At 39.6% G+C, this 23,142-nt stretch carries 20 protein-coding genes; 5 read left to right on the forward strand and 15 right to left on the reverse strand.

Annotated features, from left to right (window positions below):
- Positions 1-242: 242 nt before the first annotated feature.
- Complete coding sequence (locus BM308_RS07550; protein ID WP_083425494.1) at positions 243-1,238, forward strand: tripartite tricarboxylate transporter substrate binding protein; 996 nt, start codon at positions 243-245, stop codon at positions 1,236-1,238.
- Between the two features lie 232 nt (positions 1,239-1,470).
- Entirely contained in the window at positions 1,471-2,802 is a 1,332-nt protein-coding gene (locus BM308_RS07555; RefSeq protein WP_074944201.1) for an NCS2 family permease, read from the forward strand.
- A gap of 83 nt (positions 2,803-2,885) precedes the next feature.
- On the opposite strand, the gene BM308_RS07560 is transcribed toward BM308_RS07555, so the two are convergent.
- Positions 2,886-3,515 carry a TetR family transcriptional regulator gene (locus BM308_RS07560; protein WP_074944203.1) on the reverse strand — a complete coding sequence of 210 codons (630 nt, stop codon included), beginning with the start codon at positions 3,513-3,515 and terminating at the stop codon, positions 2,886-2,888.
- A gap of 196 nt (positions 3,516-3,711) precedes the next feature.
- Here BM308_RS07560 and BM308_RS07565 point away from each other — a divergent pair, with 196 nt between their 5' ends.
- Positions 3,712-4,323 (forward strand): HAD family hydrolase, encoded by a 612-nt coding sequence (locus BM308_RS07565; RefSeq protein ID WP_074944206.1) that lies wholly within the window; start codon positions 3,712-3,714, stop codon positions 4,321-4,323.
- 80 nt (positions 4,324-4,403) lie between these two features.
- On the opposite strand, the gene BM308_RS07570 is transcribed toward BM308_RS07565, so the two are convergent.
- The 3 genes from BM308_RS07570 to parE form a co-directional block, all read right to left on the reverse strand.
- Positions 4,404-6,968 (reverse strand): glycogen/starch/alpha-glucan phosphorylase, encoded by a 2,565-nt coding sequence (locus BM308_RS07570; protein ID WP_074944207.1) that lies wholly within the window; start codon positions 6,966-6,968, stop codon positions 4,404-4,406.
- Between the two features lie 242 nt (positions 6,969-7,210).
- Positions 7,211-8,338: a flagellar biosynthesis protein FlhB gene (gene flhB / locus BM308_RS07575; RefSeq protein ID WP_074944209.1), complete on the reverse strand. Its 1,128-nt coding sequence runs from the start codon at positions 8,336-8,338 to the stop codon at positions 7,211-7,213.
- Between the two features lie 9 nt (positions 8,339-8,347).
- Positions 8,348-10,264: a DNA topoisomerase IV subunit B gene (parE, locus tag BM308_RS07580; protein ID WP_074944211.1), complete on the reverse strand. Its 1,917-nt coding sequence runs from the start codon at positions 10,262-10,264 to the stop codon at positions 8,348-8,350.
- A gap of 179 nt (positions 10,265-10,443) precedes the next feature.
- Between parE and BM308_RS07585 the strand changes: the two genes are divergently transcribed.
- On the forward strand, positions 10,444-10,848 hold the full coding sequence (locus BM308_RS07585) for a phage integrase SAM-like domain-containing protein (RefSeq protein ID WP_074944212.1): 405 nt from the start codon (positions 10,444-10,446) through the stop codon (positions 10,846-10,848).
- 109 nt (positions 10,849-10,957) lie between these two features.
- Here BM308_RS07585 and BM308_RS07590 read toward each other — a convergent pair whose 3' ends face one another.
- From BM308_RS07590 to BM308_RS07610, 5 genes are all read right to left on the reverse strand, one after another.
- Positions 10,958-12,388 carry a sensor histidine kinase gene (locus BM308_RS07590; RefSeq protein WP_074944213.1) on the reverse strand — a complete coding sequence of 477 codons (1,431 nt, stop codon included), beginning with the start codon at positions 12,386-12,388 and terminating at the stop codon, positions 10,958-10,960.
- The gene (locus BM308_RS07595) at positions 12,364-13,044 is read right to left on the reverse strand and encodes a response regulator (protein ID WP_074944215.1); all 681 of its coding nucleotides are present in this window, start codon (positions 13,042-13,044) and stop codon (positions 12,364-12,366) included. The genes BM308_RS07590 and BM308_RS07595 overlap by 25 nt, the downstream gene beginning before the upstream one ends.
- A gap of 110 nt (positions 13,045-13,154) precedes the next feature.
- The gene (locus BM308_RS07600; protein WP_074944216.1) at positions 13,155-13,742 is read right to left on the reverse strand and encodes a YqiA/YcfP family alpha/beta fold hydrolase; all 588 of its coding nucleotides are present in this window, start codon (positions 13,740-13,742) and stop codon (positions 13,155-13,157) included.
- Positions 13,742-14,566: a 3',5'-cyclic-AMP phosphodiesterase gene (cpdA, locus tag BM308_RS07605; protein WP_074944218.1), complete on the reverse strand. Its 825-nt coding sequence runs from the start codon at positions 14,564-14,566 to the stop codon at positions 13,742-13,744. The genes BM308_RS07600 and cpdA overlap by 1 nt, the downstream gene beginning before the upstream one ends.
- Positions 14,567-14,794: 228 nt before the next feature.
- The gene (locus BM308_RS07610) at positions 14,795-15,442 is read right to left on the reverse strand and encodes an NUDIX domain-containing protein (RefSeq protein WP_074944220.1); all 648 of its coding nucleotides are present in this window, start codon (positions 15,440-15,442) and stop codon (positions 14,795-14,797) included.
- A 52-nt stretch (positions 15,443-15,494) separates the two neighbouring features.
- On the opposite strand from BM308_RS07610, the gene BM308_RS07615 reads away from it, so the two are divergent.
- Entirely contained in the window at positions 15,495-16,835 is a 1,341-nt protein-coding gene (locus BM308_RS07615) for a dihydroorotase (protein ID WP_074944222.1), read from the forward strand.
- A 75-nt stretch (positions 16,836-16,910) separates the two neighbouring features.
- Here the strand turns inward: BM308_RS07615 and trpS are convergent, their stop codons facing one another.
- The 6 genes from trpS to BM308_RS07645 form a co-directional block, all read right to left on the reverse strand.
- Positions 16,911-17,915 (reverse strand): tryptophan--tRNA ligase, encoded by a 1,005-nt coding sequence (gene trpS / locus BM308_RS07620; RefSeq protein ID WP_074944224.1) that lies wholly within the window; start codon positions 17,913-17,915, stop codon positions 16,911-16,913.
- A gap of 12 nt (positions 17,916-17,927) precedes the next feature.
- Positions 17,928-18,620 carry a phosphoglycolate phosphatase gene (locus BM308_RS07625; protein ID WP_074944226.1) on the reverse strand — a complete coding sequence of 231 codons (693 nt, stop codon included), beginning with the start codon at positions 18,618-18,620 and terminating at the stop codon, positions 17,928-17,930.
- Between the two features lie 4 nt (positions 18,621-18,624).
- The gene (rpe, locus tag BM308_RS07630) at positions 18,625-19,296 is read right to left on the reverse strand and encodes a ribulose-phosphate 3-epimerase (RefSeq protein ID WP_074944228.1); all 672 of its coding nucleotides are present in this window, start codon (positions 19,294-19,296) and stop codon (positions 18,625-18,627) included.
- 2 nt (positions 19,297-19,298) lie between these two features.
- The gene (locus tag BM308_RS07635; protein ID WP_074944230.1) at positions 19,299-21,191 is read right to left on the reverse strand and encodes an AAA family ATPase; all 1,893 of its coding nucleotides are present in this window, start codon (positions 21,189-21,191) and stop codon (positions 19,299-19,301) included.
- Positions 21,192-21,332: 141 nt separating this feature from the next.
- Positions 21,333-22,415: a 3-dehydroquinate synthase gene (aroB, locus tag BM308_RS07640; protein ID WP_074944232.1), complete on the reverse strand. Its 1,083-nt coding sequence runs from the start codon at positions 22,413-22,415 to the stop codon at positions 21,333-21,335.
- 5 nt (positions 22,416-22,420) lie between these two features.
- Positions 22,421-22,939, reverse strand: coding sequence for a shikimate kinase (locus tag BM308_RS07645; protein WP_074944234.1), 519 nt, complete (start codon positions 22,937-22,939; stop codon positions 22,421-22,423).
- Between the last annotated feature and the right edge of the window lie 203 nt (positions 22,940-23,142).

Here is a 23,142-nt window from a genome sequence, read left to right on the forward strand (position 1 = left end):
TATTTGAGAGATTAGGTCCTAACTTAAGAGCATCAAGCAGACCTCCTTTTAGCAGTAAGATCATTTTCGAAAAATTTCTATAAAAATTTTCTTAATTACCGTTTTTTTTAAATCCTGCTCCAAAATTTGAAACACACCCCATGAATTTTATTTTAAAAAATTGCGACTTTCTCTTTTTAACTTATATTCAGTATATGTAGGAGTACTTTAGGTAATAAAGGATCATTACTCAGGGATTTGAGATGAAAATATTTTCTGCATTGATTTTTGGTGTATTTTCCGCCTTAATTTCATTTTCTTCAGTTGCAGCTGAGTGGAAGCCAACTCAGGATATCACGATTATTGTTCCTTACAAGGCTGGAGGAGGAACTGACATGAGTGCACAGGCAATCAAGTCAGTTGCAGAAAAATATATCAAACATAAAATCACCATCAAGAATGTCACAGGCGAGGATGGTATAGCAGGTGTTAAGGAAATCGTAAAAGCAAATCCTGACGGACATACCTTAGGCTATGTGAACCTTCCAACTTTTGCTGCAATGTCATATCTGCCTGGAGCATACTTTCAGGTGTCAGATGTTGTCCCTATCTGTGGACAGAATACAGAAACCGCTATTATCGTGGTTAATGCCGACAGCAAATACCTGATGTTAGAAGACCTTGTAGAGGATGCCAAAAAACATCCAGGAAAAATTAAGGCAGCAACCAATGGATATAAGGCTTCATATCATACTGGAGCTCAGCTTTTCGCCCATTCTGCAGGATTTACATATACCGCTGTTCACTGCGACGGCACCATCAATCAGCTGGCAAAACTGTTAACTAAAGAAGTTGATTTTATCTGTGTCACCTTTGCTGAGATTGCAGATATGGTTTTATCAAGCTCACCAAAATTAAGAGTACTCGGAGTATTCGGCAATCACAGAATTTCTGCGCTTCCTGATGTTCCAACGCTGGAGGAGGCCGGCTATTACAACAAATGGTATGGAACCATTAGAGGAATTGTTGCTCCTCATGGAGTTTCTGATGACGTGGTCAGATACTACACCAATATCTTCAAGAAGATTATGGCTGATCCTGTAGTTGTAAGAGAACACTTTAAGAAACACATGACTCTGGATTACCAGGACAATCTGAACTTTGAAGCAGCGATAACCCAGTTGGATTATTTCTGTAGAAGTGTTGAAGGAACAATCTACAAGGATGAGCCGGAACTGCCCGCAGCTAAATCTGATTAAATATTGATCCTTATCAAGAAAATTAGCATGTTTACACCTCCCAAAGCGGAGGTGTTTTCATTTGCAGAAGAGCAAAACCGTATAATCTATTCCCCGAAAAAATTTCATTAACCAAACTAATAGATAATACACAACCGCATTTTTAATCAGTGTTATGATTAAATTGTGATAAAATAACTCGGTTTGTCGATTCTCTTTAAAAGAGAATATTGCATAAAAAACTGAGGACATTATGCTTTCGTCTACATCACATTTTTTGAACCGTCTATTTAAGATTGAACAGAAAGGTTCATCTGTTTCTACAGAACTACTTGCAGGCCTAACCACTTTCGTTGCTATGGCCTACATTATTTTCGTAAACCCATCAATTCTTGAAGCATCAGGAATTCCTCGTGAAGCCGCTGTTGCAGCCACTCTATGGTCTGCCGGTCTGTGCTCAATTGCCATGGGCTTATTCTCAAATCTGCCAATTGGTGTTGCTCCTGGAATGGGTATTAACGCATTCTTCGCATTCTATGTCTGCGGTACTATGGGCTTATCTTGGCAGACTGCTTTAGGTGCTGTTTTCGTATCAGGTGTAGTCTTCCTGATTCTGACCATTACCAAGCTGCGTATTCTAATCATCAAGGCTGTGCCAAACAGCATTAAGGCTGCAGTTGTTGTCGGTATTGGTATGTTCCTGGCTATCATCGGCTTAAGCGGTGCAGGTATCGTTGTAAAATCAGATGCAACCATGGTTACCTTAGGTCACATTGGTGACGGCAAGGTTTTCCTGTCAATCATTGGTATGCTGCTTATCTCAATCCTGCTGGCATACAGAGTTAAGGGCGCCTTAATCTATGGTATTCTGGCAATAACAGTCTTAGGTATGATTTTCGGTCTGACACCAGCACCAAAATCAGTAGATGATGTATTCAGCTTCAATATTCCAAGCTTTGCAGATACCTTCATGCAGATGGATGTGATGGGAGCAATCAACTACGGTCTGGTTACCGTTATCTTCACCTTTACAGTGGTTGAACTGTTTGACAACATCTGTACCTTAATCGGTGTAACCAAAGATGCCGGTTTAATGGATAAGAATGGTAATGTTGAGGGAATGGAAAAGGCTCTTTTAACTGACTCAGTTGGAACTATGGCTTCAGCAGTTCTAGGAACCTGTACTGTAACCTCATATGTTGAGTCTACCACCGGTATCAAGGAAGGTGGTAGAACTGGACTTACCGCTGTTGTTGTTGGTCTGTTCTTCTTCCTGGCATTCGTGTTTGCGCCTCTTGCAGGACTTATTCCAGCCTTCGCAACTGCCCCTGCAATCATTATTGTTGGCAGTATGATGATGAGAAACATCAAGGATATTGATTTCTCAGATGTTACCGAGTCAATTCCAGCATTCCTAACCATTGTCATGATGCCTTTGAGCTACTCAATCGGTAATGGTTTCGGCTTTGGCTTTATCAGCTACTGTCTGATCAAGACCTTTACAGGTCACGTAAAAGAAATCTCCCCAGTTATGTGGCTGATTTCAATTATGTTCGTTGTAAGTTTCTATATGCACGGTTTATAAACCAGTACAAAAAAGAAATAAAAAAATATATCTTAAGATCACCGTGGTTAATACACGGTGATTTTGTTTGTACTGAACAAAAATTAAGGCATTACCAGCTGCTTTAGCTGCTCAATCTCCATATCCACAATCTGTGCATAATGTTTTTTTAGAGTCTCAGTGTTCTTCATTCGAGACTGAAAGAAGAATCCTGACATGAATACAGACAGATGTTCAGTTGCAGCCTTGATATTCAGATTCTGAGGAAGCTGTCCTTTTGCCACACAGTTCATAATGATTTTGGAGAGGAGATCCATTCTCTTCTTATCAAGCTCGGCAAGTTTTGCTCTTGCCTCCTCATTACCGGCGAAACCGTTAGAAATGCCTATCAGCATGTTTACAAAGCTTGAATTAAAATATTCGATTAACTCTTCTGTAAACATATTCAGAATAAAAGCCCTGAGCTTGGAAAGAGGATCTATCTCTGAAGGAGAGGCACTTTCATAAAAATAACGGACACAGTCTGTGTTGTTATCCACATAGTCCACAAGATTTATCAGCAGATCTTCCTTACTTTCAAAATGCCAGTAAATAGCACCTCTGGATACCCCTGAATACTTGGCGATATCTGAAAGACTTGTTCTCTCATACCCCCTCTTAGAAAAAAGTCTTTTAGCGCATTCAAGAATACTCTTTCTGGTTTCTTGAGATTCATCCTGTGTTTTTCTTGCCATAACGGTCTCACCTTATGGACAGTCAGAGAAACTGTCTCAATGTTTAAATTCGTAAAAAATAATTAGACAAATTGTATTATAAATTGCGCTCAATTTGATATAGGTGTAATAAGAAACTCGCTTATACACTCCCAATCATTTACAATTAGTTTAACTAAATTCAAGTTTCGGTATCTAGATTTCTATTTCAGCAATTATGAAATTTAACAAACTTAACTCATATAAAGGTCTTATTTTTGATCTTGATGGAACTCTGATTGATTCCATGCCCTACCATGCCCAGTCATGGAAGCAGGTGGCAAACGAACACGGCTTTGATATAGACATCAAAGATGTATTCAGAATGGGAGGAGCATCAAGCTTTGACATTGCCAGATTCTACAAGAATCAGGGCTTTCCTGTAGGAGATCTCAAAGCCTATGTTGATAGGAAAATCGAGATTTATCTTGAGAACGTTCCAAAGATCAGAGTTTATGAGGATGTCTTTAATTTTCTTAAAGAAAGACGAGAGAACAACGTAAAAATTGCCATAGGAACAGGCTCCAGAACCGTCAATGTGAACTGTCTTTTAGAGGCTAAGAAGATGATGGATTTTATTGATGTCATTGTCACCTCAGATGACGTCACAGCTCATAAACCAAATCCAGATACATTTCTTCTGGCAGCAGAAAAAATGGACCTTTCACCAGAGGATTGCTGTGTTTTTGAAGATGGTGGCTTAGGCCTTCAAGCTGCAGTAAACGGAGGCTTTGACTGTGTTGAAGTTAAGGAAGGACGATTTGTTAATTTCTACGAAATAGCACGCTAACCAGCTTGAATCCTCCCAAAAAAGAAATCCCTTCGTACTTTCATTAGTATGAAGGGATTTTTGGTATTCTCAGATAAGGATTATTTCTTAATCAGCTGGCTTCTTAGAGTCCAGATGTTATTAGCATAATCCTTAATTGATCTGTCTGAGCTGAAGATACCCATAGTTGCAGAGTTAATCATTGCAGCTCTTGCCCACTTAGCCTTATCCTTGAACAGCTTCTGAGCTCTCTGATGAGCTTCCTTGTAAGAGGCAAAGTCTGCCAGTACCAGGAATGGATCACCATTGTTCAGAAGTGATGTCTTGATTGATGACAATGCGCCAGGCTGACCAGGAGTAAAGAAGTCAGAATCCAACCAGTCAACAACAGCCTTCAGATCATGATCTGCGTTGTAGTAATCCCATGGATTATAGCGAGGCTTCAACTCCTGAACTTCCTCAACGCTCAGACCGAAGATGAAGTTGTTATCAATACCGGCCTGCTCAACAATCTCAATGTTAGCACCATCCATAGTACCTAAGGTTAGAGCACCATTCATAGAGAACTTCATATTTGAAGTACCTGAAGCCTCATAACCGGCAGTAGAAATCTGCTCGGAAATATCAGCAGCAGGAATAATCTTCTCAGCAAGACTTACTCTATAGTTAGGGATAAATACAACCTTCAGCTTGCCCTTGATGCGTAAATCATTGTTGATCTTCTCACCAACAGCATTGATTGCGAAAATAATATCCTTAGCAAGAGTATATGCAGGAGCAGCCTTAGCACCGAAGATAAATACCTGAGGTACGATATCCTGATCAGGATCTTCAAGCAGACTCTTGTATAGAGACATGATATACAGAAGATTCAAATGCTGACGCTTGTACTCATGAAGTCTCTTAACCTGAACATCGAACAGTGCATTAGGATCAACCTCAACACCGGTCAGTTCCTTGATGGTCTTAGCAAGAGCAACCTTATTCTCATGCTTGATCTTCATGAAACGATCCTGATATTCCTTCTTGTCAGCATATTTCTTTAATGCCTCACACTTATCAAGATCTAAAGGCCAATCTTTGCCTGCAACATCATTGTATAACTCAGCAAGACCTCTGTTGCATGAAAGCATCCAGCGACGTGGGGTTACACCGTTTGTTACATTGCAGAACTTGTTTGGCCACAGCTGAGCATAATCTGGGAACAGATCTTCTTTAACCAGCTTAGAGTGAATCTTGGCAACACCGTTAACATGCTCTGAGGTGATTACACACAGGTTAGCCATGCGGACCTTTCTAACCTCTCCCTCTTCAATAATGGAAAGCTTAGACTTCATTTCGTTATTACCAGGCCACTTAGCTTCTACAGGACCATTTAAGAAACGGAAGTTAATCTCGTAAATAAGCTCAAGGTGACGAGGTAACAGTTTCTCGAAAATATATACAGGCCACTTCTCTAATGCTTCAGGAAGAAGTGTGTGGTTGGTATAGTTGAATGTTTTTGAAGTAATATCCCATGCCTGCTCATATGATAAGCCTTCCTCATCAATCAGAAGTCTCATCAGCTCAGGAATAGCAATTGTAGGATGAGTATCATTCAACTGAATAGCGATTTTTGATGCAAACTCGCTAAAATCATTGTGATGGGATCTCTTATATCTACGAAGAATATCGCGTAGAGAACAAGCACAGAAGAAATACTGCTGAGTTAAACGTAATTCTTTACCAGCCTCTGTAGAGTCATTTGGATAAAGAACCTTGGAAATTGTTTCAGCCAGAGATTTTTCAGTCTGAGCATCTACGTAACCACCAGCATTGAAAACGTCCCAGTTGAACTGTTCGGTTGAGCGTGATTCCCATAGACGAAGAATAGCAACAGAAGAACCTCTGTAACCAACAACAGGAATATCCCAAGGTACACCTTTAATCATGCTTGATGGGTGCCATACAGAACACTGTGAACCATCAGGTGCGGTCTGCTTCTCAACATATCCGCCAAGAGGGATGTTCTGAACAGACTCAGGACGGCAGGCTTCCCAAGGACAGCCGTACTCTCTCCATGAATCTGGACGTTCAACCTGCTTGCCAGCACGGATTTCCTGTCTGAATAAGCCGTTTTCATAATGAATACCGTAACCTACACAAGGATAATTACAGGTTGCAAGTGAATCCATAAAGCAGGCAGCCAGACGTCCTAGACCGCCGTTACCCAGAGCCATATCAGGCTCTTCCTCGCAAATCTCGTTAATATCTAATCCAAATTCCTTCAATGCTTCGCGAGCAACATCGAATTTTTCAAGGTTGGTAAGATTATTGATGGTTAATCTTCCCATTAAGAATTCTGCTGATAAATAATGCACTGCACGAGTATCATTTTTTGCGTGAGTCTGCTGAGTATCAGTCAGTCGACCGAAAATGTCCTCATTTACAGTTGCAACAAGTGCCTGCCACCAGGCTAGTTTACTTGCTTTTACAGGAGAGGTACCGATGGTGGTACGAAGATGTTTTTCAACCTGCTCTTTAAATGCCTTTACCTGAGCCTTATCTACAGCTGAAGTTGCCTTTGCTGCTTTAGGTGCTGAGGTAGTTGTCTTAGCAGCAGCTTTTACAGGAGCTTTTGCTTTAACAGTGGTTTTTGATGTTTGTTTTTTTGAAGAAGTTGCCATAAAAAATTCCTCTTTAACTCCTTTGGTATATTTGATTATAACAAAGCGTAAAACCCTGTTCATACTCAAAGTACTACACAATATTAAACCAAAATCTAGATTTTTTTTTGAACAACCTCTTAATTTTCAAAGAATTGTACCGTCTTAATGATGAAAGTTTGAAATCGGCGGAATAAAACGAGTAGATAGGACATTCTTTCCCAGTCTAAATGAGACAGAATTTAAGCACAAAGATGGAACAGCTAGAAACGAAGCTCGTCAGGAATATCTGGATTCATATCGAGATCACGAGGACGCTGTTGAGATTTGCCCTCTTTAAAGGCTTTCATTCCCATAACCCAGGCTAATACCTGAGCTACAGCCTTGAATAGCCCCCTTGGAATTTCATTATCAAGTTCGGTTGTGTAATAAAGAGAACGAGCCAAAGGAGGAATAGGAATTACAGGAATATTTGTTTCACGGGCAATCTCTTTAATCTTTTCTGCAATCTCATCAACACCTTTTGCCACTACAACAGGAGCTAAAGCTCCATTAGGATCATAAGATAATGCAACGGCATAATGGTTAGGGTTAGTAACAACCACATCAGCCTGAGGCACCTTAGCCATCATACGACGGGCAGCCATCTGATACTGCAGCTGCTTGATCTTACCTTTAATCTGTGGATTACCTTCTGTATTCTTGTACTCGTCCTTAACCTCCTGTTTGGTCATTCTAAGCTGCTTTAGATAGTGCCACTTCTGATAAGGAACATCTATCATTACAATCGGCAGCATCGCACAGACCACGATAATCATAAACTGCAGAAGAAGAATCATCGCTCGTCTAATAGCACCTATAGGATCAAGGTATGATAAGGTTAAAACTTCACTGATTCTTCCGGACAGGGCAAAATAGCAGAAAGAACCGATAAAGGCAACTTTCAGAACACCCTTTAAAAGCTCAATAATTGAGTTTAGAGAAAAGATTCTGCCAATACCATTTACGGGATTAAGTTTATTAAACTTGGGCTGATATGCTTCATGGGAAAAATTAAAGCCACCGATAAAAGTGTTACCATATATTCCGCAGATGAATAAAACTACAGCAATACAAATAATCGGAATTGCAATTTCTGTAACATCAGCAACGAAAAGTCGACGAATCTCATCGGTTGAGAAAATCTGGTCACGGGTCAGAGTAAAACTGTTATGCATTATCTGCTGGATAGAACGGCCAAGCATAGAGGAGAAGGCCCATAATAACAGTACACCAGCAAGAAGAACAACAAAGGTCGCAGCTTCCTTTGAGCGAGGAACCTGTCCTTTTTTTCTAGCATCACTTATCTTTTTGCCAGTCGGTTGTTCTGTCTTGTCGTCGTTATCTGCCATACCTTAAGTTTAGTCTAGCAATTCAGCTTTGTCGCCATTATTTTCGATCCACTGACGGCGATCAGCTGCGCGTTTGCTGGACAGCAACATATCCATAAGTGCAAAGGTACCTTCATCTGCATCTGTTGTGAGGGTAAGCTGCATCAGACGACGAGATTCTGGTGCCAGAGTAGTTTCTCTTAACTGCTCAGGATTCATCTCGCCCAATCCTTTGAATCGCTGAATCTTTATATTCTCTTTTTTGATGCCCTTTCTTAAAAGCTGTTTCTGTTTAACCTCAAGCTCTTCCTCATCAAGGGCATATTCCTTGATTTTTCCAGAATCAATTCTAAAAAGAGGAGGACAGGCAACAAATACATGCCCCTCACGGACAAGCTGAGTGAAGTGCTTGACGAAAAGGCCACACAGTAGAGTGCCGATATGCAGACCATCTGAATCCGCGTCTGCCAGAATACAGATTTTGTTGTAACGAAGACCATCAAGAGAATCCGCATCAGGTTCAACACCGATTGCCACAGAAATAGCTCTGATTTCCTCAGATGCCAGAGCTTCAGCAGAGGATTTCTCCCATGTATTCAGAATCTTACCTCTAAGAGGAAGAATTGCCTGACAACTCGAATCTCTTGCCTGTCTTGCTGAGCCTCCTGCAGAATCACCCTCTACAATAAATAGTTCACCTCTTGAAGGATCGGTAGAAGTACAATCCACAAGCTTTCCTGGAAGCGCTGGACCGCGAGTAATTTTCTTTCGCTCTACAGTCTTAGCAGAATTCTCTCTTTCTCTTGCTGACTCAATAATCAGATTGGCAATAACAGTTGCCTTTTCTACATTAGCATTAAGCCACAATGAGAATCTGTCTGAGATTATGCCATCAACAAGGGCTGCAATATGACGTGACGAAAGCTTCTCCTTAGTCTGACCCGCGAACTGCGGATCTCTCATTTTGAGTGAAATTACATAGCTGCATCGAGACCAGACATCATCAGCAGTAATCTTGATCCCGCGAGGAAGCAGATTATGAAGCTCACAGAATTCTCTCATGGCAGTGGTAAGACCACTTCTGAAACCATTGACGTGGGTTCCGCCATCAACAGTAGGAATTAGGTTTACGAAGGATTCTCCAATACAGTGGGAACCGCGGCCTTCCATCTCCCAGGCTACAGCCCACTCCAGTTCTTCATCCTCATTTTTAACAACACCGAAAAATGGAGGCTGAGGTTCAATTACCCTACCCTCTACCTGATTATTAAGATAGGTCTGAAGATTGCCGTTATAGGTCCACTGATCGGTAGTATTACGGATCTTATCTATAAAATTAATGGTCAGACCTTCACACAGAACAGCCTTAGCTTTTAACAGATGCTTTAAAGTCTGAACGTTGAATCTGATATCATCAAAATATGGCTCATCAGGCCAGAAATGCACAGTTGTACCGGTATTCTTTTTGCCACATGTACCGATTATCTCCAGATTTTCAGTCTTTTTGCCATATTCATAAACAATACGGTAAACATTACCGTCACGCTTAACAGTGGCAGAAAGTTTCTTGGATAGAGCATTTACAACAGATACACCTACACCATGCAGACCGCCTGAGAATTTATAGCTGTCTGAATTAAACTTACCACCGGCATGAAGTTTGGTAAGAATAAGTTCAATTGCAGGTATTTTTTCTACAGGATGAAGATCGACCGGCATGCCTCTTCCGTTATCTTCAACCTCTAAAGACTCATCTTCATGCAGAGTAACATTGATTAAGGAAGCAAATCCAGCAACAGCCTCATCCACACTGTTATCAATAACTTCCATACCCAGATGATTTGGATTCTGAGTATCGGTGTACATACCAGGTCTTCTACGAACCGGTTCAAGACCTTTTAAAACCTCAATAGAAGCGCCAGTATAATCTTTTACGTTTTCTGTCATATAAATCTAATGTATGTATATCTTTGCTAAGAAATAATTATTTTAATTTTAGCAAAAAGCATGGATAAAAGCACATTAGTGCAAATGGTTACAGATATAGAGATAGCTATCAGAAACCACTGTATTCATGGTGGTAGAATTAAATGAAATTATTATTTCTATGATTCGGATACTAAGAAATGGCAATAGATAACACAGAAATTGAGATCAAAAAAGTAAAAGAAGCTAACCAGAAATACCTCAATCTTTTTGAAAAATTCCTTAAAGAAAAAAAATTATCTCCAAAAACAATAAAAATACATTTGGAAAACATTGATTTTTTTATTAACGATTTTGTAGCTGATCATTACGTGGAAGGTTTTGAGCAGGCTCATTTATATCTTGAGGATTTTTATGCTTATTTAATTCAGAAATGCATTTGGGCAACACCTCCACAGATAAAAGGAGTAGCAGCGTCACTGAAAAAATTCTACAAATGCATGCTTGAAAATAATCTCATCAGCAAATTGGATTATTCGGAAACCAGTGATTCAATAAAAATAGGATTGGAATATTGTCTTGATTTCTATGGAGACTGTTACTGATAATAACAAAGGACTCATCCTGATGAGTTATACGTTCCAGCAAGTGAAATTTGCCCCTAATGGTGTGGGCCAGGCTGGAACAGTATTTTAAGCATAATTTTTTATACAGTTAGACAAAATTTCGCTTTGGAATAGTTACAGCAGCTCTTAAGCCACCTTTGTTACGATTGGAAAGTACAACTCTTCCGTTAATCTCATCACAGGCAGATTTAACAATAGAAAGACCTAAACCTGTACCTTCAACCTTGGCAGAATCTCCACCAACACGATAGAAAGCATTGAATACCAGATCAAGGTCCTTTTGAAGTAAGCCTGGACCAGTGTCATCCACATAGATGGTAACAACCTTCTTATCGGCACTCTCTTCACATGAAAGATCACAGCGACCACCTTCAGGAGTGTACTTTAAAGCATTTGAAACCAGATTGGTGATGATAGTTTTTACATTGGTTCTATCGGTATAAACCTGTATATCACAGTCACCTTCAAGACCAAGATCAATGTTCTTTCTATCTGCTATAAAGCCAATCTCTTCAATAACTTCAATAAAGATATCCTTTATAGAGAAATTCTGAAGCTTCAGCACATGACCACACTGAGAGCGGGCATACTCAAGCAGGTTATTGGTAAGAGTTCTCTGCCTTGCAATAGCCTGTTTAAGCTGGTGAATTTTTTCAGCTTCCTCAGGAGGCAGATCCCCCTCATGAATAGCCTGAGCCTGAAGAGATATTGCAGTTAAAGGAGTTCTCAGCTCATGGGCAGCATCGGCAATAAAGCGACGTTCATTCTGCATCACACCAGAGGTCTTTGTGAAAAGACGGTTAATGGACTCGATGAAGATATCAAGCTCAGATGGTAGCTTGGTAGCTCTGATAGGAGAGAGATCGTTGTGTTTTCTGGCATCAAGTTCTGATGCAACCTTCTTAACCGGTCTGAAGATAACATTAACCAGAAAAATCGTGCTTGGTACATAGATAATCAGAAGCAGCAGGAATTCACTTAAAGAATGAAGCAGGGCCTGATTAACAACTTCATCTAAAAGATCATAAGAGCGAGCAACAACGAATCGAATACCGACCTTATTGGTAGATACATATGCTCTTACACGTTTATCCTTGATTAGAACAGTATAGATTCCATCCTCAATCATAGACGGGAAATAGAAGGTCTCTCCAGGCTGAGCAAACAGCGGCGCAACCATAATGTCCTGATGCTTGTCGAAAAGATCATTAAGTGAAGGCATAGGAAGAAGAGATGATTGAGAACCGTGATGCGGAAACAGCAGATTACCGTTTATATCACGAAAAATTCTTCTTCTGAAAGACGGACCTTCCCAGGATTTAGGAAGCATAACATCGTAATTGACGATTACCCCTGCGATTTGAGCAAGTTCCTCGTCAATAAAAGATGCAGCCTCAATCTTGGTTTTGTTGTATGAACGATAGCAGCTAAAGCCAGTATAGATGATACCAATAATAGTCAGAGCAACGCACAGTTTTAGGCGAAGGGACCTTATTAGTTTCCTTTTATTACCTTCCAACCTACACCTCTGACATTTTTAATATTTGCAGAGCCAACCTTTTTGCGCAGGTTGTGAATAATAAATTCGATAGCATTTGATTCAACTTCTTCACCAAATGCATAAATCTTGTCTTCAAGTGTTTCTCTGGACAAAACAGCGCCAGGTCGGCGAAGTAATGCTTCAAGCAGAGAGTATTCACGGGAGGTCAGAGGACAGTGACTTACAACTCCGGCATCATCCTTAACCATAACCTCATGGGTTACGGGATCTAGGGTTAAAGTTCCATTGGTGAAAGACACAACATCATTAGAATTAGCACTTCTTCTGGTAACAGCTCTGATACGGGCAAGAAGTTCAGTCAGATCAAAAGGTTTGACCACGTAATCATCAGCTCCTACATCAAGGCCCTGAATACGATCATCAAGACCATCTCGTGCAGTAATAATGATTACAGGAGTAAATATGCTTTCAGAACGCCAGTTTTTTAATAGCTGAACGCCATCCATTCCTGGTAATCCAAGATCTAGAAGGATACAGTCATAGCTTATATCCTTAGGAGCATAGAGAGCCTGATTACCATCAGAAACACAGTCAACAGCATAAGCACTTGACTTAAGACTGTTCTCAAGTGCATTTGAAATCAATGGATCGTCTTCAACTACTAAAATACGCATAATCGTCTCACATCTTATTTAACCTAGATATTATGTTACAACAAACTTAGGATAAATTTAGCAAGAAGATTAGAAAACAGGTGGGATATTGTAAAGAAAAGGATAATACTTTAATTTTCCTCAAAGAATTTCAGGATACGTCCAATCTTACTTTCAAAATTATCATAGCGATGAGAACCGCCGTTTTCAACATCAACAGGGATATCTTTAAAGAATTCCAAAGCATACCTGTAATCTAAAACCTCATCGCCAGTCTGAAGAAGGACCATGGTCTTGTCTTTTCTGTAATCTACAAGCTCTTTTTCAAGCTCCTCAACATAGGCAACAGCTTCAGGTCTAACGACAAATGATTCACCGGTGTCAAAATTCTTAAGACTCTTACCTATATAGCCCATTTTCTTAATCCATGCAGATGGATACAAACACGGATTAATAAGCGCAATCTTAAGGTCATAACGGACAGACAGAATTATAGACAAAAAACCGCCAAGGGAACTACCTATAAGAAAAGGTCTTATTCCTTTCTCAAGATCTTTTTCTATTATTTTACAAAGAGATTCGACACTGAATTCAAGATCATCAGGATAATCTACAGACTGAAAATCTATATCTGTGATTCCCTCCAGCTCTCTTCTTAAAATCTGAGCTTTCTGTGCATTAGAACTGGATAGAAAACCATGAATATAAATGATTTTCATCAATATCCCTCAACATCATGATTTGGAATAAAGATGTTATTCTGAAGTCTGTAAACCTGAGTATCAATATTTCCATCCGGATAGAAAGTCAGATATCTCCAGCCAGGAGCCAGATTATCCAGAGAAAAATCACTTGATAACGGCGTAAACTGAATAGATGTGGAGGGTGATGCTATGTAACGGATATCATGGTCATACATATCAAATTCCTGATGAACATGACCTGTAAGAACAAGCTTTAACTTAGGGATCCGTCGCATGTATGCATTGAACTCATCTCGATTATGCATTGTCTGAGTATCAAGCCAAGCGGAATGAACAAGCTGTGGCATATGATGAACCAGAACAGCCATAAACTGATCAGGATTTCTTTGGGAACAGTAGCCAGTGTAATCAAGCTGTTTTCTCTCAATCCAGCCATGAGGAACAGCGTAAACCTCTGAATTCAGGAATACGAACTGCCATTTTGGAGTAATCACGTTCTTTGCAATATTAACTCCAAGATCCTCAAAGATTCTGTACATAAGAGGACCATCGTCATGGTTGCCAGGAAGGAAAAATACCGGTTTGTTCAGGACAGAGATTATAGAAGCAAAATGCTGATATGAAGTAGCAGAATAGTCCTGACTAATATCACCAGTAAAAGCAATAAAGTCATATTCAAAATTCTGATCTTTGATTGCCTGAATAGTAGCTTTGAAACTCTCAGAAGTATTAACTCCCAAAAGATCTTTATCAGGATCGGCAAACAAATGACAATCAGAGATCTGTAGAACTCTGACTGTACCGTCGCCTGACATTGGAGTTAAATACCGAGGGGCCATTCTTTTTTTAACCTTATGTTTCTATAGTAATACTGTAATCTTTATTGTAATCAAAAATGAACCTTTATAACGTAATCGCTAGCTCATTTTTGTAAATCTGGTACTTTTTTACAAAAATATCTTGGACTACCTCATATATTTTTTACTTAGCAAGTCCAAAAAGTTACGCAATTCTATAGGAAAAAAGAAGTTTTTTAAACCCTCGATATAAAAAATGTGACTTGCTTTTTATTTATTGTGCAAACGTTTTACAATTTTCGCCTTTTCCCACTTCAGATTCATAATTGCGATAATTGCAACAGAGTTATGAATGCGACCATTCATAACATTCTCGTAAGCATCATCAAGCTTTGCCTTGAATACACGCAGATCCTCAGATTCAGTTTCAAGTCCGCCATGGTTTCCAAGCTTTGATAAATCAGCCTTGGCAACGTATAAGGTAACCATCTCTGAAATTCCGCCAGGAGAAGGATATTCAGAGGTAATAAAGCATAAATCGTCTGGCTTTATATCGATACCGATTTCCTCTTTTACTTCTCTGATGGCAGTCTGCTCACAGCTCTCACCTTTATCAATAATACCGGCAACAATCTCAATCAGCCACGGACTCTCAGAATCTTTTAAAGCACCTGGACGGAACTGTTCAATCAATGCAACTTCATCGGTTTTCTCGTCCCAAACCAGAACAGCTACTGCATCAGCATCTCTTTCAAATACTTCTCTAACCAGAACCTTGGTTTCACCACCAGAAAACTGTTTGTATGAAACCTCGTATCGGTCCATAGCAAAAAACTGTTTGTATACACGTTCTTTTTTATGAATTGTTACATCCTTGATGCTGAATCTAGGTGCAAATAAATTATCACTTTCACTCATTTCTTAAGTGTCTCTTTATCTTGTAAAATATTGAAAAAAATTCGGAGTTTCTATGTCAAAACTGTTATTAAAAAATGCTCTGCTGGTTACCCCAGAGCGTATTATACGCAAAGATCTGCTTATTGATGGACAATTAATAACAAAAATCGATAACGATATTTCTGAGCCTACAGCCAAAATCATCGAATGTCATGAATATATTGTTCTGCCAGGACTAATTGATGATCACGTACACTTCCGTGAGCCAGGAATGACTCAGAAAGCAACAATCTACTCTGAATCAAGAGCTGCAGTATTAGGCGGTGTAACCTCCTATCTTGATATGCCTAACAATAATCCTGCAACAACAACCCTTGACCTTATCAATCAGAAAAAAGATATCGCCCAAAAGAATTCACTTGCAAACTACGGATTCTATCTTGGAGCAACAGATAACAATCTTGAAGAAATAAAGAAAGCCCCTGTAAAAGAGATTGCCGGCATAAAAGTCTTTATGGGCTCATCAACAGGAAACCTCCTGGTTGACAATGCAGAGAAACTCTACGGTATATTTGAGTCAGCAAGAACCATAATCGCACTTCACTGCGAAGATACCGCAACGATTCTTAGAAATGAGAAAAGAGCAAAAGAAAAATACTCTGATAATGTTCCTTTCTCCATGCATCCTTTAATCCGAAACAGAGACTGCTGTATAGCATCTTCTTCACTGGCTATTCAGCTGGCAATGCAGACAGGTGCCAGAATTCATATCATGCATATTTCTACAAAAGAAGAAATTGCAATGCTAGAACAGCTCAAATTCGGAAACGTCAAAACCAGACAGATTTCAGGAGAAGCCTGTATTCCTCACTTATTCTTCTCTGAATCCGATTATCTTCAGAAGAATGCATTCCTAAAATGCAATCCTGCAGTAAAGACTGAAAAAGACAGACTTGCTATAGTAAATGCTATTGAAAACGGTACCCTCACAACTGTTGGTACAGATCATGCTCCACATGAGATTCAGTCAAAACCGGGAAGCTACTTTAAATGTGCATCCGGACTGCCTTCAGTCCAGTATTCTTGCTTAAGTCTCCTTGAATTGTGGAAGAGAAAAGAAATTACTCTTGAGACCATAGCAAAAGTAACTGCGCAAAACGTTGCAGAGAGATTCCATATTGAGAACAGAGGAAGAATTGAGGAAGGATATTACGCCGATTTAGCAATCATAAATCCGCTGTTAAATCATAAGGTTACAGAAGATGATATAGCATCATCATGCAAATGGTCTCCATTTACAGAGCATACTTTCCCTTCAACGGTTATTCATACAATCGTAAATGGTAATCATGTAGTAGAGAATGGGAAAATTGTTAATGAAGAAGTGGGATTGGCGCTGACTTTTGACAGATAAAAAAAAGACAAGCGTGATTTCAGACTTGTCTAAAGGATATCCGTCTCTCCAGAGGAGAGACAGATACATTTGAAATTAAGATTCTAGAGCAAATCCAACTTTCTTGTATACATCATCTAAGGTCTTCTGAGCTCTTTCACGGGCCTTTGTAGCTCCATTCTTTAAGACCTCATCAAGATATCCCTGATCTGCTCTGATTTCTTTGTACTTGGTCTGAATTGGCTCTAACATTGCAACTAGAGCATCTCCGACATCACACTTGAAGGTACCGTACATTGAGTCTTTATACTGTTCAACAAGATCTTCAATGCTCTTACCATTACATGCAGACAGAATCTCAAGCAGATTGGATACGCCTGGCTTGTTCTCCCAGTCATACTTGATAACAGGAGGATTATCAGAATCTGTTACTGCTTTCTTAAGTTTCTTGATGATTGACTTAGGCTCTTCAAGAATTCTTACAACGTTATTCTGATTATCATCAGATTTAGACATCTTCTTGGTTGGTTCCTGTAAAGACATAACTCTTGCGCCTGTCTTAGGGAAATAGCCTTCAGGAAGAACAAAGGTATCACCGTAAAGATTGTTGAAACGGGTTGCAATATCTCTTGTAATCTCAATGTGCTGCTTCTGGTCATCACCAACAGGAACCAGATTTGCCTGGTATAAAAGAATATCAGCAGCCATTAGAACAGGATAATCAAAAAGACCTGCAGTAACATTGTCAGCATATCTCTTTGACTTGTCCTTGTACTGAGTCATTCTATTAAGCTCGCCAACCTGTGTATAGCAGTTTAATACCCATGATAACTGGCAGTGAGCAGGTACATGAGACTGTAGGAAAATTGTGCTCTTGTTCGGATCGATTCCAGCAGCAAGGAAAATAGCAAGTGTATCGTAAGAGCGACTTAGAAGCTCTTTTGGATCCTGTCTAACAGTAATTGCGTGCTCATTTACTACGCAATATATGCAGTCATAATCATCCTGCAGTTTAACCCAGTTGCGTAAAGAACCAATGTAGTTACCTACTGATAATTCACCAGATGGCTGGATGCCACTGAAGATAATTGGTTTAGACATTTTTCTTTACCTTTATTTAAATGATTTTATTAGTTCAATTAGTTGTGTAAAACTATCAAATTTATAGTCTATGTCAAGCTCTTCTAAATTTGCTCGGTTATAGCCATAAGTAAAAAAGACAGTACAAATCTTTGCATTCTGGCCTGCTATGATATCATTATCCGAATCACCAATCATCACTGCCATATCGTTAGAAACGCTTATTTTATCAAGACAGTACTGTAATGGTGCAGGATCAGGCTTTCTCTGTTTTAGAACTTCTCCACCTAAAACAAAATCGAAATAATCATAAATGCCCATGCATTTTAACAAAGGATCAGCAAAAATTTGAGGTTTATTGGTTACAACCGCAAGTTTTATTCCCCTTTCTTTAAAATACTTAAGACCTTCTATAACTCCGTCATAAATTCTAAAGTCGGTTTTAAGCCCTTCCGAATAAACCTGATTGAATACTGATCTGGCTTTTAATAGAAGCTCTTTATCAAGCTCATCAAGAGTAACATCAAATTTTCCTGCAAGAACTCTGGCAAGCAGCATGTTAACGCCATTACCAACGTATTCCTGAATAGTATTCTGTGGAGGAGGAGTAAGACCTAAGGCAACGGCACTTGCACTTGCCGCTTTTGCAAGCTGGACAATCGTATCTGCAAGAGTGCCGTCAAGGTCAAAAAGGAGTGCCTCAGGAAGAGACTTTAATTTTGACATGTTATTAAGCTAGTGCACTGTGTAATGAGGATAAAGCTTCCCTCTTATCGGAGGTTCCAAAGAAAGCGGAACCAACAACAAAGACTTCTGCACCATAAGATGCAATCTCTTTGATGTTAGAAGACTTAACTCCGCCGTCAACCTCAATTAGGATATCCCTATTTTCTGCCTTTGCCATTGCTTTGATATCAGCAACCTTAGTCAGAGTAGCAGGAATAGTAGACTGACCACCAAAGCCTGGATTTACAGTCATAACCAGCACAAAATCAAGTTTATCCCACAGATAGCGAAGCATCTGAGGAGGAGTAGAAGGATTTAAAGCTATACCAGCCTTAATTCCCATTTCCTGAATATGAGTCAGCATTCTTTCAGTGTGAACACATGCTTCAGGATGGAAAGAAATCCAGCTGGCACCAGCTTTTGCATAATCGTCAACAATATTTTCTGTAACAGGTGTTACCATCAGGTGAACATCAAATACAGCATCAGGAAACTTCTTTCTCATTGCCTTGAGGAAGGCTGGACCAAATGTCATATTTGGAACAAAGTGATAATCCATTACATCAAAATGAATTACATCAACACCTACATCTAAAGCTTCCTTAACATCTCTTTCAAGATTTAAAAGATCAGCTGACAGGATGGAACCTGCAATCAAAAAATTCTTTTCTTTCACGATTACTGCAATCTCATTTCTGATTTAACTTTATCGAAAGTCTTGGCAAAAGGACCTGCAGATCTTATTGAGGCAGGCAGACTCCTACTTGCATCTATAGCTGCACGAGGTGAGGCAAAATCACCTGTGATCAAAACATGCCAAGGTCTTCCGTTACGAACGGTAGAATAAATCCAGTACTTGCCGTCAACATAGGAGGCGGCTCTCTGAAGAGCTGATTTATCAGTTCCGGCTAACACCTGAAGAGTATAATGATTTGAGTTCATAGAATCAATTTCAGAATTCTCTCCGGCATATGCTTTTGAATTTCTTCTGACAGGAGCTCTTGAAGGAGTAGCAGGTTCGTTCTTCTTTTGAGCTACAGCTGTCTCCTTAACCTCTGAAGCCTTAGCCTCAGAAGCTTTGGTCTCAGAAACTCTAGTCTCTGACTTCTTTTTAGCCTTCTCTTTTGCAGCTAAATCTCTCTTAGCCTGAGCCTGAGCTTCAGCCAGTTTTGCAGCAGCTTCCTCATCAGCCTTACGCTTTTGGGCAATTGCTTCGTCTTCTTTCTGGATTTTGTCCTTGTAAAGAATACTGTTTTCTCTGTGTAAAACAACTAAAGGTGCTTCTTCCTTATTGGCAGCGATCTCGTCTGATTTAGAAACAGCAGCTTCCTTCTCAGACTTTACCTTTTCCTTTTTCTCTAAAGATCCTGCCAATCCTCGCCTGGGATTATCTGATTTTGAATCAGCCCCCTTGCCTTCAATTGCCTCTAAAGCCTCTCCCTGAAGAGTCACAGAATTCTTGGTAGTAGGCTTAACTTCCTCAGCCTCTACACCACCTTCAACCTTAGGAAGGAGACCACCTTCATCTTTTACAGCTTCCTTCTCAGATCCCTTTGGACCGTTGGCCTTGATATCACCGATTGCCCCTGCGGATACAGCTAAAGGATCATCACTTACAGTCTGCTCTTTTTTCTCTTCATCACCGAAGGTAAGCTTATTTGCCTGAGCAGGATCTGCTATGGAAGTTGAAACTTCAATCTGCTGTTTGGCAGGCTCTTCAGTTGGAGTCCTGCCAAGGATTCTATCTATAACGTTGGTTCCTAAAAATACAGGAATTAGGCAGGCAAGAACTATTACTACACAGACAATAGCGATAAAAATACCGGTGCTGTTGTGTTTCTTCACTTCAGAAACATTTTTATCAGCATTCTGTTTCTGCTGATCTTTTTCTACTTCAATAGGATCTGCCATAAAAGTCTCCGTTAGTTTGATGATTCGCCCAAGATTACCATCGCAGGACTCCAGCGCATTAGGTAATTTAGGTAAAATGACGTTATATACTTTCTCAAGCCCAGCGTGTGAAAACAGCTGCCTGCTGATATCCAAAGCTTCCTGCATCGGGATTTTTGGAATCTCGTACTCTTTGACTTCAAGCTTATCATTTAATGAAGAAGAGATCTTAGCCTGAGCCCACAAAGGATGAGACGTGATCAAAAAAGAAAAGCGATTTTGACCTAAAACCTGAGAAAAGAGTTCAAAAACCTCATCTGAAAAGGAGGTAATAACATCATCGATGTTATCAATTACAACCAGTAATTTCTGTCTTACAGGAATAGATAGGGATTTAAAACTCTGATAGAGAGGAATAGTCTCGTCCCATTTATCAGCAGGAGCAGCCTGCTGAAGGAATAGCTGTCTGAGACGTTCTATAGACATCTCCCTCTGACAGGGAATGAATACTGTAGAAAAGCTCTCATCCAGCGCATTAACAATGTGTTCACAGACACTGGTTCTGCCACTGCCGGAATTACCTGTCAGAAAAATAATTTTTTCACCGTACTCTAAATCGGACTGCAGATGTTTAACGCAATCCAATAAAGACTTTGCGGTTGAAAAATTCTTATATTTCATCAAATCCCCAATAGCAAGACCTAAAAATTCTGTGCCAGAACAATATGTTTCCGCACAGGAATATACAGTTGAAAGCTTAGATTGCTGTTAGACACCGGCTTACAACCGTTTTTATACATTAACTACAGGAATTTTACTATATTATTTCAGTGAGTTAATTAAATTTTTTATCTCTTCATCGGTTACATCAGAAAAAATATCAACTTTTCCGATTGAAGTAGGAAGAACATATCTGATAGTGCCCTGTCGAACTTTTTTATCGTGACGCATATGCACAATAAAATCCTCTGCGGTCATATTCTCAGGGATTTTAACTGGTAGCAGAGCCTTTTTGCACAGTTCAAGCATTCTCATATCATCCTGCTCACTTATCAGTCCTCGTTTTCTTCCAAGTGCGGAGGCAATAACCATCCCCAGACCTACAGCCTCACCGTGCAGCCAGGTCCCAAAGCCTAAAAACGCCTCTATAGCATGGCCAAAGGTATGACCGTAATTGAGGATAGCGCGAAGACCATGCTCCTTCTCATCCTCAGAAACCACACTGGCCTTAACCTGACAGCAGTTTTTAACTATTCTGCCGATTACCTCAAGATCATATGAAAATACCTTTTCAATGTTCTTTTCAAGATAGCTGAAGAATTCCGAATCATAGATGATGGCAGTCTTAACCACCTCACCTAAACCTGCTGTAAGTTCTCTTTTAGGCAGAGTTTTTAAGGTATCAAGGTCGGCAATTACAGCTTTTGGCTGATAGAAGGCACCAATCATGTTTTTACCTAATGGATGGTTGATTGCAGTCTTTCCTCCTACAGATGAGTCAACCATAGCTAAAAGAGTAGTTGGGATCTGAATGAAAGGAATGCCTCTCTGATAAGTTGAAGCAGCAAAGCCGGCCATATCACCGACCACACCACCACCAAGAGCAATAATGGCACTGTCACGGGCAAAATTGTTTTCAAGAAGAGCCGTCTGAATCTCCCAGAAACTATCAATGGTTTTATAAGCTTCACCATCCTTAAGCACACACTCACAGACATTAAAGCCTGATTCCTCAAGCTGCATCTTTAGGGAATCAAAATAAAGAGGACCAACAGTATCGTTGGTTACAACCATCAGATCTCTAATTTTAGGAATGGCCTTTCTGACTAGTTCTCCGTAATGCTGAGAGGTACCGATGTAAATAGGATAGGAACGATCATTAAGTCCAACTGTTATATTTTCCATCTTTATTATTTCCTGATTTCTGCTTTAATCTGTTCTACGCACTGTTTAATGTTCTGAGTATTCGTATCAACAAGACAGTCATTCACTTCTTCATACAAAGGTTTACGTTTGGTAAAAATCTCATGTAATCTTGCCTTTGGATCTTCAACGGCAATCATTGGTCGATTTGTATCATTCATGGTTCTTAAATACTGAGTATCGACACTTGCATAAAGGTAAACCACAAAACCATTATCCTTAATAAGCTTACGGTTCTCCTCAGAGGTTACAATACCGCCTCCGGTTGCAATTACAGCATCATATTTAAGACACTTTTTTAAAACTTCAGTTTCAATTTTCCTAAAGCCGCTCTCACCTGACTCCTCAAAAATCTCAGGAATACTCTTTAAAGAGGTTCTGACGATTTCCTCATCAACATCAATGAAAGGCTTCTGTGTTAGCAATGCCAGGGACTTACCAATTGAACTTTTACCTGCTCCCATTGGTCCTATAAGGATAATTCTGCTTTTTTCTGCTCTGGACATTACTACTCCGCATTTTTTTTAGATTGATTAGCTTATTGAGTCTGATTCTACTTCATTTTGAGATTTATCAACAAGAAACGGGAGCTTTTGCACAGAAATAGCAATTCACGAGAAAAGAAATACAAAAAGCAGATACAAAAAAAACATAACTCAACATCTTTTCATATGGAAACCAATGCTGAAGTTATGTTTTTCTGAACAGT

It is taken from the genome of Succinivibrio dextrinosolvens, from assembly GCF_900116345.1.
In the GTDB taxonomy this organism is placed as follows: Bacteria; Pseudomonadota; Gammaproteobacteria; order Enterobacterales; family Succinivibrionaceae; genus Succinivibrio; species Succinivibrio dextrinosolvens_B.